The organism is Synechococcus sp. A15-62 (genome assembly GCF_014280075.1).
Lineage (GTDB): Bacteria > Cyanobacteriota > Cyanobacteriia > PCC-6307 > Cyanobiaceae > Parasynechococcus.
Genome location: NZ_CP047950.1, coordinates 637,761 through 650,630, shown reverse-complemented (window position 1 = coordinate 650,630; position 12,870 = coordinate 637,761). Strand labels below are relative to the sequence as shown.

The 12,870-nt window shown below is 61.2% G+C and carries 15 protein-coding genes; 7 read left to right on the top strand and 8 right to left on the bottom strand.

Features of this window, described 5'->3' with window-relative positions; genetic code table 11:
* Positions 1-57: 57 nt before the first annotated feature.
* Together SynA1562_RS03570 and SynA1562_RS03565 are read left to right on the top strand one after the other, a co-directional pair.
* A complete protein-coding gene (locus SynA1562_RS03570; protein WP_186494769.1) occupies positions 58-1,386 on the top strand; it encodes a histidine phosphatase family protein in 1,329 nt (442 codons plus the stop codon).
* 4 nt (positions 1,387-1,390) lie between these two features.
* Entirely contained in the window at positions 1,391-2,656 is a 1,266-nt protein-coding gene (locus SynA1562_RS03565) for a dihydroorotase (RefSeq protein WP_186495291.1), read from the top strand.
* On the opposite strand, the gene lepB is transcribed toward SynA1562_RS03565, so the two are convergent.
* Positions 2,646-3,311: a signal peptidase I gene (gene lepB, locus SynA1562_RS03560; protein WP_186495290.1), complete on the bottom strand. Its 666-nt coding sequence runs from the start codon at positions 3,309-3,311 to the stop codon at positions 2,646-2,648. The genes SynA1562_RS03565 and lepB overlap by 11 nt on opposite strands.
* 78 nt (positions 3,312-3,389) lie before the next feature.
* On the opposite strand from lepB, the gene SynA1562_RS03555 reads away from it, so the two are divergent.
* Complete coding sequence (locus tag SynA1562_RS03555; protein WP_186494768.1) at positions 3,390-4,895, top strand: hypothetical protein; 1,506 nt, start codon at positions 3,390-3,392, stop codon at positions 4,893-4,895.
* Here SynA1562_RS03555 and SynA1562_RS03550 read toward each other — a convergent pair.
* From SynA1562_RS03550 to SynA1562_RS03530, 5 genes are all read right to left on the bottom strand, one after another.
* Positions 4,858-5,220 carry an arsenate reductase family protein gene (locus SynA1562_RS03550; RefSeq protein ID WP_186494767.1) on the bottom strand — a complete coding sequence of 121 codons (363 nt, stop codon included), beginning with the start codon at positions 5,218-5,220 and terminating at the stop codon, positions 4,858-4,860. The two genes, SynA1562_RS03555 and SynA1562_RS03550, sit on opposite strands and share 38 nt — an antisense overlap.
* Positions 5,221-5,223: 3 nt before the next feature.
* A complete protein-coding gene (locus SynA1562_RS03545) occupies positions 5,224-5,583 on the bottom strand; it encodes a 2Fe-2S iron-sulfur cluster-binding protein (protein WP_114987966.1) in 360 nt (119 codons plus the stop codon).
* A 69-nt stretch (positions 5,584-5,652) separates the two neighbouring features.
* Positions 5,653-6,162, bottom strand: coding sequence for an inorganic diphosphatase (locus SynA1562_RS03540; RefSeq protein ID WP_115009462.1), 510 nt, complete (start codon positions 6,160-6,162; stop codon positions 5,653-5,655).
* On the bottom strand, positions 6,104-6,325 hold the full coding sequence (locus tag SynA1562_RS03535) for a hypothetical protein (protein ID WP_186494766.1): 222 nt from the start codon (positions 6,323-6,325) through the stop codon (positions 6,104-6,106). The genes SynA1562_RS03540 and SynA1562_RS03535 overlap by 59 nt, the downstream gene beginning before the upstream one ends.
* A gap of 125 nt (positions 6,326-6,450) precedes the next feature.
* Entirely contained in the window at positions 6,451-6,855 is a 405-nt protein-coding gene (locus SynA1562_RS03530) for a resolvase (RefSeq protein ID WP_255445714.1), read from the bottom strand.
* 207 nt (positions 6,856-7,062) lie between these two features.
* Between SynA1562_RS03530 and SynA1562_RS03525 the strand changes: the two genes are divergently transcribed.
* The 4 genes from SynA1562_RS03525 (at position 7,063) to SynA1562_RS03510 (ending at position 11,754) form a co-directional block, all read left to right on the top strand.
* Positions 7,063-8,844: a proline--tRNA ligase gene (locus SynA1562_RS03525; protein ID WP_186494764.1), complete on the top strand. Its 1,782-nt coding sequence runs from the start codon at positions 7,063-7,065 to the stop codon at positions 8,842-8,844.
* Positions 8,845-8,868: 24 nt separating this feature from the next.
* On the top strand, positions 8,869-9,294 hold the full coding sequence (gene psb27 / locus SynA1562_RS03520) for a photosystem II protein Psb27 (protein ID WP_011363694.1): 426 nt from the start codon (positions 8,869-8,871) through the stop codon (positions 9,292-9,294).
* A gap of 85 nt (positions 9,295-9,379) precedes the next feature.
* Positions 9,380-10,699, top strand: coding sequence for an adenylosuccinate synthase (locus SynA1562_RS03515; protein WP_011363693.1), 1,320 nt, complete (start codon positions 9,380-9,382; stop codon positions 10,697-10,699).
* A 41-nt stretch (positions 10,700-10,740) separates the two neighbouring features.
* The gene (locus SynA1562_RS03510) at positions 10,741-11,754 is read left to right on the top strand and encodes an adenosine kinase (RefSeq protein WP_186494763.1); all 1,014 of its coding nucleotides are present in this window, start codon (positions 10,741-10,743) and stop codon (positions 11,752-11,754) included.
* On the opposite strand, the gene cutA is transcribed toward SynA1562_RS03510, so the two are convergent.
* Positions 11,723-12,067, bottom strand: coding sequence for a divalent-cation tolerance protein CutA (gene cutA / locus SynA1562_RS03505; protein ID WP_186495289.1), 345 nt, complete (start codon positions 12,065-12,067; stop codon positions 11,723-11,725). The genes SynA1562_RS03510 and cutA overlap by 32 nt on opposite strands.
* The gene (locus tag SynA1562_RS03500) at positions 12,060-12,851 is read right to left on the bottom strand and encodes a precorrin-6A/cobalt-precorrin-6A reductase (protein ID WP_186495288.1); all 792 of its coding nucleotides are present in this window, start codon (positions 12,849-12,851) and stop codon (positions 12,060-12,062) included. The genes cutA and SynA1562_RS03500 overlap by 8 nt, the downstream gene beginning before the upstream one ends.
* Positions 12,852-12,870: the final 19 nt, after the last annotated feature.

Sequence of the window (12,870 nt, the reverse complement as noted above, 5' to 3'; positions counted from 1 at the left end):
ACGATTGTCCACCCGAAAGGCCGCTTCCATACGATAGCCGCGCCCTGACGCTGAACCGTGCCCCTTCGTCTTCTTCTGGTCCGCCACGGTCTCAGCAGTTTCAACAAGGAACGACGGATCCAGGGCCGCGACGATCTTTCGAACCTCAGCGAGGAGGGCCATGAGCAGGCCCGGGCCCTGGGCCGTTCGCTTCAGGACGTGAGCCTCCAGGCCATCTACAGCTCCCCACTGCAGCGAGCGGCCGCGACGACGGCGAGCCTGCTGGAGACCAAAGGTGGTCAGACCCCAGATCCCGTCTTTGATGACGGACTATTGGAGGTGGATCTTGAGCCCTGGTCCGGCCAGACCATCGACGAACTGATGCAAGGCTCAACGGAGGTCTACAAGATCTGGAAGCAGCGGCCCATGGAGCTGGAGCTCCAGCGTCGTGATGGTTCGAGTTACAAGCCACTGCCTGAGCTGATGGAACAGGCGCAGGACTTCATTAGCAAGTTGTTGGAACGCCATCCCGCCAACGGCAACGACACGGTGCTGGTGGTGGCCCACAACGCCATCCTGCGCTGCCTGATGCTGGTGTTGCTGGGGGAACCCGACCACGGCTTCCGGCGGCTTCGCGTCGACAACACCTCCCTTTCGATCTTCAACATCCGGCCGGGAGAGAACGGCCCCCAGGTGCAGATTGAATGCCTGAACAGCACCACGCACCTGCAACCGCTTCCGGAGAAGGGCAAAAACTCCAGGCTGATTTTGGTGCGACACGGCGAAACCGACTGGAACAAAGCCGGGCGCTTCCAGGGGCAGATCGATATTCCGCTGAATGAGAACGGTCGCCGTCAAGCCGCGGCCGCCCGCGACTTCCTCAAAGACATCCCCATCGATCGGGCCTGGAGCAGCACGCTGTCGCGCCCGACCGAAACGGCCCAGATCATTCTCGAGGCGCATCCCGATGTGCCCCTGACCCAGATCGACGGACTGGTGGAAATCGGACACGGAGTCTGGGAAGGCAAGCTCGAATCCGAAATCAGAGAGGACTGGTCGGAGCTGCTGGACACCTGGAAACGTGCTCCGGAGACCGTGCAGATGCCTGAGGGGGAAACCATTCAGGACGTGTGGGCCCGTTCCGTTCGCAGCTGGGGAGAGATCGCTGGCGAGTTGAAGCCTGAGGAAACGGTGCTGGTGGTGGCCCACGACGCCGTCAACAAGACGATCCTCTGCGACCTGTTGGGGCTGACCCCGGCCGACATCTGGGCCGTCAAACAGGGCAACGGTGGCGTCACGGTGGTCGACATTGCCGCCGATCCAGGCCAGCCTGCAGTGGTGACCTGCCTCAACCTCACCTCCCACTTCGGAAGCGTGATTGACCGCACGGCAGCAGGCGCTCTCTGACGTCATGAACGACACCTTGCTGCTGGATCCGGTGCGCGTCCTGCGTGGCCCCGGACATTCGGTTCAGCTGGGTGCAGTCCTGATCAACCAAGGGGTTCTCGTCGGCTTTGACGACGAGGCGAGGCAGCAGGCCCTCGGCCTGGGCATCAAAGCCAGTCCTGCAGCGGATCAACTGGTCGCTCCCTGCCTGGTTGATCCCCATTCCGTCCTGGAGACCCCCTTCAGTGGGGATCAAGAAACAGCCGTGAGCCTGCGGCACTGTGCCGCCGCAGGAGGCTACGGCCAGATTGCCCTGCTTCCCCGCAGCAGCAGTTGGCGCGATCGTCCGGAACGACTCCAGGGATTCAGCCTCGATCAGGATCAGACGGCAACGGTTCGCCTGCACCTTTGGGGAGGCTTCAGCAGTGGTGGCAAGGGGGATGAACTTGCTCCCCATGGCGATCTTCTCGAACACGGTGCCATCGGACTGGCGGACGACGACGCCATGGTTCCAGCCCCGTTGCTGGAACGGGGATTGCTGCTCGGAGAAATGGGGGGTTGCCCGGTGCTCGTGGCACCCCGGGATCCCACTCTGCAGGGAGAGGGGCTGGTGCGGGAAGGGGTGGAGACGCTGCGGGCCGGATGGCCAGCGGATCCGGTCACCAGCGAGACCCTTCCTCTCGGCCAGGTGCTGCTGCTGCACCAACGTCATCCGGAACGACAACTGCGGCTGATGAACCTCTCCACAGCAGCGGCGGTGCAGCAGCTTTCAGGCTGCGAGTCGCCCCCCATAAGCAGCGTGAGCTGGTGGCATCTCCTCACCGACCGCAGCATGCTGGCCAGCAGCAATCCGGGCTGGCGCGTCTGCCCCTCCCTCGGTGGTCCAGACGATCGCCAGCTGTTGATCCAGGCCGTTCAGCAGCGAACGATTACTGCCGTAGCTGTCCACGCTGTTCCTCTGGATGCTGAGGACATGCTGTTGCCGGGTGACCAGCGCCCCGCAGGCCTCAGCGGCCACCATGTGGTGCTTCCTGCGCTCTGGAATGCCCTGGTGCGGCCGGGCCACTGGAGCGTTGAAGACCTTTGGCAAGCCCTCAGCTTTGGGCCGTCAGCCCTGATCGATCAGCCCCCTGAACAACTCGACCACGGCAGCAGGCGCTGGCTACTGTTTGATCCCGATTCACGCTGGACCATCGGCAGTGACACGCCAGGAGCACCACGTGCCGCCAACATCCCCTGGCTGGGGCGGGAGCTTCAGGGACGCGTTGTGGCCTGTGGCCTCAGTTGCTAAGCGGACCGACACGTGAAGGGGGCCAGAAGCGGAAGACGGCACGCCCGATGATCTGATTGTCAGGCAAAAACGGTCCGCCCGGCCAACGACGGGCGTCCTGGCTGTTGCGGCGGTTGTCGCCCAGGACAACGACGTTGCCTTCGGGAACAACTGCATACAGGCCCTTGCAGCCGATCATTCCGTCGCGATCGGAGCAGAAGTTGGTGACGTAAGGCTCATTGAAGGCCGTGCCATTGATGCTCACGGCACCACGGCTGTTGACCTCCACAACATCACCAGGCACACCCACCACTCGTTTGATCCAGGCTTCACATTCGGGATAGCGCTGAAGCAGCACACGATCCACAACCCAGCTGATGCCAGGGAAGGTGACGAAGCCACACTTCAGTGGATTGGGTTGCCCCGCCTCCAACTTCCAAACGGGATCGAAGGCGCTCGGAGAATTGAACACAACGATCTCTCCCCGCTGAGGAGGTCGGGAGCGATACGACAGCTTCTCGACGATCAACTTGTCGCCCACCTGAAGACCCGGCAGCATCGACCCCGAAGGGATATAGCGGGCTTCAAAGGCGAACTGCCGAAGCAGGAGATACAGCGAAACCGTGAACAGAAAAGGGGCCCAGAACTCCCAGATCGCGCTCACTCTGCCCTTCACATCGGAAGGCCCTCTCTCCGCGTTCAATGTGGGCAGGCTCAATCTTTCGACCCACGATAGGGGGAGCCTGCAGGCCCCATGATCCGTCCACGCTGGCAAGCACTGAAGCCCCAACACGGCCTGCTCAGCTGGCGCCGCTGGGACCAGGCCATTGCTGTGATCGCCGCGGTCAATCTCACCTGGGTCGCCATCGACCTCACCTACATCCCCCTGCGCAACTTCTGGCTGCAACGCAATCTTTATCCGGTGCCATCGCTTCCCCTGGTGGTTCCCCTGCCCTGGTTGCCGGACATCACCCCCTGGCTGGATCCCCTCAAGGGCATCGAACCCCATCGCGACACCGAGGCTTACCTCAAGGCCTACAGCGCCCTGGATCGGGCACTGCAGCAGAACGGCTCGAGCCCTGCTGAAAGCACCGCTCTGCTGAAGCAGCAGGCGGTTCTCACCACAGCGCTGATGGACAGCAACCCATTCATCAGTTCAGGCCAAGCCGGCACGCTTGAAAAATTCAAGAACCGACTGCGCGCCCGCACCGGCCTGGAATCAGCCCGTGAATCCGCCAAGCTTCTTCTCAGCCCCAAGCATCTTGAACGCTCTCCCTGGAGCCAGGAGCGTCAGTTCTGGAGCCAGCAGATCCTGCCGCTAGTGGAAAGCAACTACTGGCGAAGCATCGATGAAAACGGCCGCCCCAGCGATTTGAGCTGGCGCATCGACACACCATTTCAACTGCTGTTTCTGCTCGACATTCTTCTGCGTGCCTGGCGTCTGAAACAGCGCTACCCAGCGATCCGCTGGCGGGATGCCCTGTTACGCCGCTGGATCGACCTGCCCCTGCTGCTGCCGTTTGCACGCTGGCTCAGGCTAATCCCGGTCACAGAACGGCTTTGCGGAGCCGGCTTACTGCAACTCGAACCGCTTCGTGCCGTGATCAGTCGCGGCGTGGTGGCCCTGTTGGCAGTGGAGCTGTTTGAAGTGATCGCCATCAGGGTGGTCGATGCTCTGCAGCAACTGATCCGATCACCACAGCTGCCGGAGAGGGTTCGCGGACTCTGCAGCTACCAGAGCAGTGATCTGAATGATGAGCGAGAGGTGATCGAGCTGCTGCGGTTGTGGCTTCCCCTGCTGCTCACCCGCATTGGCCCGGCCATGCGACCGCAACTGCAAGCCGTGATCAGCCATCTGGTACAGCAGAGCTTGGACCGGAACGTGGTGCCGGATGCCCTGCGGCGACTTCCTGGACTGCAAAACGCCGAATCGGAATTCAGCCGTCAGCTGGCTGAAAGCATGGTGACCTCCGTGCTCGACCTGTCCAAAGGAGCCGGAAACCGCATCGGTCAGCGGGACCCGGTTCTGGAATCGCTTGGATCCGAGGCTTTGGATCGGCTCTGGGAGGAACTGGCCCACACGTTGGAGCAGGGTCCCGTACTCAGCCGCAGCCAGGATTTGCTGGTGGCCCTGCTGGAAGAGATCAAACGCTCGAGCTTCCGCCAGATCCGCGACCAAGGCGATGTGAATGCCCTGATCAGCGAATTGGATGGTTTGAATTTCAGCCCTGGAGTGCCGATTTCCAAAGATCAGGCTTGAAACCGGTCAAATACGTGGAGGAATTCACCTCCACAAAGGGACGTTTGATCAACTTGCCATCGGCAGCCAAGGCCTCGAGAGCCTCGTCATCCGACAGCGCCTTCACTGCTGCCGCGCCCATGGCGCGATAGCTCTGACCACTGGTGTTGAACAACAGCTTCCTGTCGCCGAGAGATTGGTGAGCGGCCACCAACATGTCCTTGGACGGTGGAGTCAGGGTGATGTCGTGCACCTCGTGGGCAATGCCTCGCTTAGTAAGCCAAGTCAATGCCTTTCGACAGGTGCTGCAGCGGTTGTAGCTGTAGACCTGGAGAGTTCCGGCCAAAACTCAGCGGCCGAACAGGGATTTGATAGCACCAACGAGGCTGTTGGAGCCGCGGCCCACACCTTCAGCGGGACGGGTGCGAACGGTGACATCACCAAACACTGTGGTGCGGCAGCTCAGGCGGAAGTTTGCAGGACGGTCTGCCAGATAGACCTCTTCAACGTCGCTGCGGGGGGAGAGGTTGGCTTGCCCTTCAACCACCTCCATCACGCAGGTGCCGCACTGACCAACGCCACTGCAATTGTTGAGGTTGTTGAGACTCTTGTAGGGGTTGACGCCCGCATCAAGTGCAGCCTTACGCAGATTCGCGCCCTCGATGCAGCCAACCTGCTGGCCTTCCTGCTCGAATCGGATGGTGGGCACGGTTACCGCAAATCTCTGTGCGCACCAACTTACAAGCATCCGGCCTGATCACGGGGCTCTTCCCTGAGATCAATCGGCTGCATTGATGCAGGAATCAAGCAACGGCTGAACCGCATCGAGGTCGCGCCATCCATCAATCGACACGACGCTGCCCTGCAACGTGCGGTATGTCCTGAAAAATTCCGCAACGTCCTCCAGCTGGGATGCGGCGATCTGACGAATGCTTCGGATCTCGTCCTGACGGGGGTCTGCGTCCGGGACACAGAGAATCTTCCCGTCGTAAACATCCCGGTCGTGGAGGTCCAACACGCCGATGGGGCGAGCCTTGATCAGGCAACCAGCGAACGTGGGTTCAGCCATGATCACCATGGCGTCGAGGGGAGATCCATCCTCCGCCAACGTATTGGGGATGAAGCCGTAATCAAAGGGGTAACGCACTGAGGAGTGCATCACCCGGTCGAGAACCATCACGCCGGCTTCGGCGGAATATTCGTATTTGTTTCTGCTTCCTGCCGGAATCTCAACGATGAGATTCACCAAGCCTGGCGAAGGTGACGGGGGGAGCTGATGGAGATCCATGCCGATCCGAGGCGGTGGGGATCAGTCGCGGAGAAGGGAAGGTTCGATCCGTGATCACAGCCACGAGAGGAGCACTGAAACTGACAACAGCAATCAGCAGTCCTTTGATGGCCGTCAACGAGGCGCGACGACTGAACGGCTCATCCGCCTCCGAAGACGCCATGGCGTCATCGTGAGACGGGTGGGGAACATCTGAGGCCATAAAACGGGGAGCGGCAAAGCCCCTCCCTTCGATCACAAGGTTGTTGAATTCATTCTGTCACTGCCAAAAGCAGGACGCACCGATCATTAAGCGGCGGGCCGATCCTGCTGGTCAAGACGTGCACTCAGGTCAGAGGGTGATGCCCCACTTGCCTCGAGATGGGTTCGGATCAGTCGAAGCTCCTCAAGGATCGATCCCAGGATTTGCTGGGTCGCCGTTGAAGGGGAATTCAGCACTTCAACGGTGACTTCTTTGATGCGTAGAACATCCTTGGCGAAGCGCGCCACCTCGTTGGGGTGGAACATCAGCGGATCTTTCTGATCGCTGCGGTACTCCGGATTCAGCTTGCGGGGATTGAACGGAGGGTTGAGGTTGCGGGGGTCTGTGTTGGTGTAGCGATACACCGAAGCGCGGGAGCGGTTCAGGGATTTCTGAACGTCGTCAATTCCCACCAGGGCCTCAGCTTGAGCCGATGAGGGAGCCGGATCCATGGAAAGTTCGGTCGCTTGTTGAACGCTTGTCGCCACTGATTCAACGGACCGAGGAAACATGAGACGGGCCTAGGACAGGCTGGATTGAGCTGGACGGTAGCAGCCGAGACTCAGGGCGCACAGAGGAATTCCAGCAAAACAGACACTTCCGCGATCGGCATGCTTCCGAAGCGGTGATAACTTCCAAATCCCATTTTGTTGCGATTGATGCGCGTCTCCCGCCTGCTGCTGGTGACGCTTCGGGATGTTCCCGCCGAAGCGGAGATCACCTCGCATCAGTTGCTTCTCAGGGCCGGGTATATCCGTCGCGTTGGATCAGGGATCTACGCCTATCTCCCCTTGATGTGGAGGGTGCTGCAAAAGATCACCGCTGTGGTGCGCGAGGAGATGAACCGCGCCGGTGCTCAGGAAACCCTGCTGCCGCAGCTGCATCCTGCTGAGCTCTGGCAGAAAAGCGGGCGCTGGCAGGGCTACACCGCTGGCGAGGGGATCATGTTTCACCTCGAAGACCGCCAGGGCAGAGAGTTGGGGCTTGGACCAACCCATGAAGAGGTGATCACCAGCCTGGCGGGCGAGCTGCTGAGGTCATACCGGCAGCTTCCCGTGAACCTCTATCAGATCCAGACCAAATTTCGCGACGAGATCCGTCCCCGCTTTGGCCTGATGCGGGGCCGCGAATTCATCATGAAGGACGCGTATTCCTTCCATGCCAGCGAAGCGGATCTTCGCGAGACCTACGGCGCCATGGACCAGGCCTACCGCCGCATCTTTGAGCGTTGTGGCCTGGATGCCGTCCCTGTTGATGCCGACAGCGGAGCGATCGGCGGTGCCGCCTCCCAGGAGTTCATGGTGACGGCGGATGCCGGGGAAGACCTAATCCTGATCAGCGATGACGGCCAATACGCCGCCAACCAAGAGAAGGCTGTTTCGATCCCATCCGCCGCATCCCCTCTCCCCGACGGCCCGGAGGAATCGATTCCAACCCCTGGGTTGGGCAGCATCGAGAGCCTCTGCGACACAAAAGGCTGGAATCCGAGCCAGGTGGTGAAGGTGCTGCTGTTCGTGGCGACCCTGGACGATGAGACCCTCCAACCGCTGCTGGTGAGCCTCCGTGGTGACCAGGAGCTCAACCCCACCAAGGTCGTGAACGCCGTCAGCCGAACCCTCAACAAAGGTGTTCTCGATTGCCGCCCGATCACACCCGACGACACCAACCGTCAGCAGATTGATCCGATCCCCTTTGGATCGATCGGGCCCGACCTCTCGGATGACGTTCTGAAGGGAGCCAAGACCTGGGAGCCAACGTTCCTACGTCTGGCGGATGAAACCGCCAGCGAACTCGGCAGCTTCATCTGTGGTGCCAACCAGCCCGATCTGCACCGCTTCAACACCAGCTGGACCGCCATCGAGCAGAAGCCAACCAGCCTGGATCTGCGTAATGCACGGGCAGGCGACGTCTGCCAACACAACCCGAAATCACGACTGACGGAAAAAAGAGGCATCGAAGTCGGCCACATTTTTCAATTGGGCCGGAAATATTCCGAGGCCATGGAGAGCCGTTTCACCAACGAGAACGGCAAAACCGAACCGTTCTGGATGGGTTGCTACGGAATCGGCGTTTCCAGGCTGGCGCAAGCGGCCGTCGAACAGCACCACGACGACAGCGGCATCTGCTGGCCGACCGCCATCGCCCCCTTTGAAGCCATCGTGGTTGTTGCCAACATCCAGGACGACACCCAGGCCCAGCTGGGGGAAGCGCTCTATGCGGAGCTTCAAGCTGCTGACGTCGATGTGCTCCTCGACGACCGCAAAGAACGAGCCGGCGTCAAGTTCAAAGACGCGGATCTGATCGGCATCCCTTGGCGAATCGTGGTGGGACGCGACGCCAGCGAGGGCACCGTTGAGCTGGTGCGCCGCAGCAGCCGCGAGGTGCAGAAGCTTCCCCACGTTGAGGCTGTGAGCTGCCTGATCAAGGCACTCCACCCCTAAAGTCGAACGACTCTTAAGGGTTTCATGCTCTCCGCACTGACACGCCTGCTTCGCCCCCTCAGCCGGGCTGCTGTAGCCCTTGGCCTCGGGTTATGCCTCCTGCTGACGGCCTGCAGTGGAGACGCTGAAGCTCGTCTGAGCGGCGACTACGTGGAAGACACCGTGGCGGTCTCCCGCACGCTGCTGACGGTGATCGACCTGCCTCAGGACGATCCCACCCACGCGGAAGCTGAAGCCGACGCGCGGGCCCTGATCAACGACTACATGTCCCGTTATCGGCCCCAGCCCCGTGTGAACGGACTCAGCTCCTTCACCACGATGCAGACCGCGCTCAATTCGCTGGCTGGTCACTACGCCTCCTACGCCAATCGCCCCCTTCCGGAAGCGCTGCACGACCGCATCGCCAAGGAACTCAACAAGGCTGAGAAATCAGTTGTCCGGGGCAGCTGAGCCCCTGAGACAAACTCAGTTTTGACGAGGCCACCCGAGATCTGAGATACTCGCGGATTGTGCAGATCTGCGGCTTCGGGCCGCCGTGTTCTTGGCCAACGTTGTCGTCATCGGAGCGCAGTGGGGTGACGAGGGAAAAGGAAAGATCACCGATCTCCTGAGCCGCTCCGCCGATGTGGTGGTTCGTTATCAGGGTGGTGTGAATGCAGGCCACACGATTGTTGTCGATGATCGTGTGCTCAAGCTGCACCTGATTCCCTCCGGAATCCTTTATCCCGACACGATCTGCCTGATCGGATCCGGCACGGTGGTGGATCCCAAGGTGATGCTCGGTGAGCTGGACATGCTCATCGCCAACGACATTGATATTTCAGGGCTTCGCCTGGCATCCACGGCGCACGTGACGATGCCTTACCACCGCCTGCTCGACCAGGCCATGGAGAAGCAGCGGGGAGCACGACGGATTGGAACCACAGGCCGGGGGATCGGACCCACCTACGCCGACAAGTCCCAGCGCAGCGGCATCCGTGTGATCGACCTGCTGGACGAACAGCGGCTGCGGGATCGCCTTGAAGGCCCACTTCAGGAGAAGAACGAACTTCTTCAAACGATTTATGGCGTTGCGCCCCTGAACGCCGAAGACGTCATCCAGGAATATCTGGGATACGGAAAGCGCCTCGCCCCCCACGTGGTGGAGTGCACCCAGACGATTCATCAGGCAGCGCGAGATCGCAAGAACATCCTGTTCGAAGGTGCCCAGGGCACGCTGTTGGACCTGGACCACGGCACCTACCCCTACGTCACCTCCTCCAATCCCGTTTCCGGCGGTGCCTGCATCGGTGCAGGCGTCGGCCCAACCCTGATCGACCGCGTCATTGGCGTCGCCAAGGCTTACACCACCCGCGTGGGTGAAGGCCCCTTCCCAACCGAGCTGAGCGGCAGCCTGAATGACCAGCTCACGGAACGCGGTGGTGAATTCGGCACCACCACTGGCCGCCAAAGGCGCTGTGGCTGGTTTGACGGCGTGATCGGTCGCTACGCCGTGCAGGTGAACGGCTTGGACTGTCTGGCCGTGACCAAGCTGGATGTGCTGGACGAACTGGACGAAATTCAGGTCTGCGTGGCCTATGAACTCAACGGCGAGCGAATCGAGCACTTTCCCAGCAGTGCTGATGATTTCGCCCAGTGCAAACCCATCTTCGAAACACTGCCTGGCTGGCAGTGCTCCACCGAGGAATGCCGCAGCCTTGAGGATCTCCCCAAACCGGCCATGGATTACCTGCGCTTCCTCGCCGATCTGATGGAAGTGCCGATCGCCATTGTCTCCCTGGGGGCCAGCCGTGATCAAACCATCGTTGTTGAAGATCCGATCCATGGCCCCAAGCGGGCCCTATTGAGCGCCTGAGCCTCTGAGGTTCATACTTCGGGGCTGCTTTCCACGCCCCGATGTCATCAGAAACCCGTTTCCCCAGCGACTGCAGTCTCGATGTCGTTGGCATCGGCAACGCCATCGTTGATGTTCTGGTGCAAACGGACGACAGTTTCATCGCTGAACAAGGCCTCCAAAAGGGGGGAATGGCGCTGATCGATGAACAACAAGCTGAGGCTCTCTACAAGGCCAGTGGAACGGGCCTCGAGACCTCCGGCGGATCGGTCGCCAACACCATGGTGGGGATCGCCCAGCTCGGCGGACGCGCTGGTTTCATCGGCCGCGTCCGTGATGACCAGCTCGGCAGCATTTTCAGCCACGACATCCGGGCCGTTGGAGCACGCTTTGAGACGCCAGCAGCCACCAGTGGGGCCACAACAGCGCGCTGCCTGATTTACGTCACGCCCGATGCCGAGCGCACCATGTGCACCTTCCTGGGGGCTTCCACCCAACTGGAGCCCGAGGATCTCGACCTCTCCATGGTCAAGCAGGCCAAGGTGCTTTACCTGGAGGGCTACCTCTGGGACAGTCCGGCCGCCAAACGGGCCTTCATCGCCGCCGCAGAAGCCTGCCGTGAAGCAGGCGGCAAGGTGGCTCTTTCCCTCTCCGATGGCTTCTGTGTGGATCGGCACAGAGCGAGTTTTCTTGAACTGGTGAATGGCCACGTCGATGTGCTGTTCGCCAATGACGTTGAAATTCAGTCGCTCTACGAGACCGACGATTTCGACCAGGCCCTCGAGCGGGTGCGCGGCTGCTGCTCAGTGATTGCGATCACCCGTGGTGCCCAGGGGTCCGTCGTGCTGAGTGGAAACCAGCGCTGGGATGTCGGCATCTTCGGTCTGGGAGATCTGGTGGACACCACGGGAGCAGGCGACCTCTATGCCGGGGGATTTCTGCATGGCTTCACCCAGGGCGAATCTCTTGAGCGCTGTGGTGAGCTCGGTGCCCTCTGCGCCGGCCAGATTGTGACCCAACTGGGGGCCCGCTCCCAGATCTCCCTCAAGCAGCTGGCGGAGACGCATCTGAACTGAGCTCAGCGATTGCCCAGGATCCATAGGCCGGTGATGCCGTCACCGGCCAGCACAACCACTCAGGGGTGTCGTAGCTGTGCAGCTCCAAGACGGCCGAGCGCAGCGCATCCACATGCTGGGCGGAAGTCTTCATCAGCAGTTGGACCTCATGGGACACCTGCAGCTCCCCCTCCCAGCGATAGAACGACTGAACGGGGTGGATGGACAAACAGGCCACGAGATGGCGCTCCAACAAGGCCTCTGCCAGCTGTTGGGCGCGCTCAGCGTTCGCTTCCGTGGTGAGGGCCAGCACAAGCCCACTCGTTTCAATCACGCTCAAGCCGATCTATCAGGCTGCTCACATCCTCCACACAAGCCATCCCATCGGGGGGGGAAGGACGCCGCAACAGCTGCAAGCTCAGCCCAAGATCTGTGGTGAGCTGATGCCATAGCTGTTCCGTCACGCCACCGGACTGGCGGCAGAGCACCACGTCGATGCCCCAGCGACGGCAAAGAGACCGCTCGATCGCCCCCGGCACCTCCCCTTGCAGAGGGCGCACTACTGCCAGGTGATCCGGGGGAAGCCCCGCCCGCAGAGCAGCGCGTAATCCATCGGGGGAGGGAAGCGCACGGCCATAGGGGATGGCTCCGGCGCGGCGCACAGCAGCAGTTAAAGCTGGAAGATGACGACCTCCGATGGCCAGCAACAGGCGTTGGCCCTGCAGCGACTGGGCGGCCAATGCCTCGGCATCCGCCACCAGTGAGGCAGCTCCAAGCGGTTCAAAGCGACGCTCATAACGCAGCAACGGTTGGTCGATATCCGCACAGGCCGTGACCAGGTCATGGCTGATGCAAGCCGCAAAAGGATGCGTGGCATCCACCACCCAACGGAAAGGGCCGGCCTGATGCAGAGCTGCCTTGATTCCGCCAACGCCCTGCAGAGCTCCAATTGAGATGTGCTCCACAGGCAATCCCGCGTAGGCCTTTGCTGCGGTTGCCGTCACCACACTCACACTCACACGCCAATTGCGGCGGAAGAGCTCTTTCACCAAGCGCGGCCCATCACCGGTTCCAGCCAGCAGCAGCACACGGCGCTGGTCATTCGCGGGGCCTTGCATCAGGATGTGCGCCGACACC

Excerpts from the sequence above, each read along its gene's own strand:
- psb27 (WP_011363694.1), top strand. The coding sequence starts at position 8,869 with ATGCTCTCCGCACTGACACGCCTGCTTCGCCCCCTCAGCCGGGCTGCT.
- SynA1562_RS03510 (WP_186494763.1), top strand. The coding sequence starts at position 10,741 with ATGTCATCAGAAACCCGTTTCCCCAGCGACTGCAGTCTCGATGTCGTT.
- SynA1562_RS03500 (WP_186495288.1), bottom strand. The coding sequence starts at position 12,851 with ATGCAAGGCCCCGCGAATGACCAGCGCCGTGTGCTGCTGCTGGCTGGA.
- SynA1562_RS03525 (WP_186494764.1), top strand. The coding sequence starts at position 7,063 with ATGCGCGTCTCCCGCCTGCTGCTGGTGACGCTTCGGGATGTTCCCGCC.
- SynA1562_RS03540 (WP_115009462.1), bottom strand. The coding sequence starts at position 6,162 with ATGGATCTCCATCAGCTCCCCCCGTCACCTTCGCCAGGCTTGGTGAAT.
- SynA1562_RS03535 (WP_186494766.1), bottom strand. The coding sequence starts at position 6,325 with ATGGCGTCTTCGGAGGCGGATGAGCCGTTCAGTCGTCGCGCCTCGTTG.
- SynA1562_RS03555 (WP_186494768.1), top strand. The coding sequence starts at position 3,390 with ATGATCCGTCCACGCTGGCAAGCACTGAAGCCCCAACACGGCCTGCTC.
- SynA1562_RS03530 (WP_255445714.1), bottom strand. The coding sequence starts at position 6,855 with ATGGATCCGGCTCCCTCATCGGCTCAAGCTGAGGCCCTGGTGGGAATT.
- SynA1562_RS03565 (WP_186495291.1), top strand. The coding sequence starts at position 1,391 with ATGAACGACACCTTGCTGCTGGATCCGGTGCGCGTCCTGCGTGGCCCC.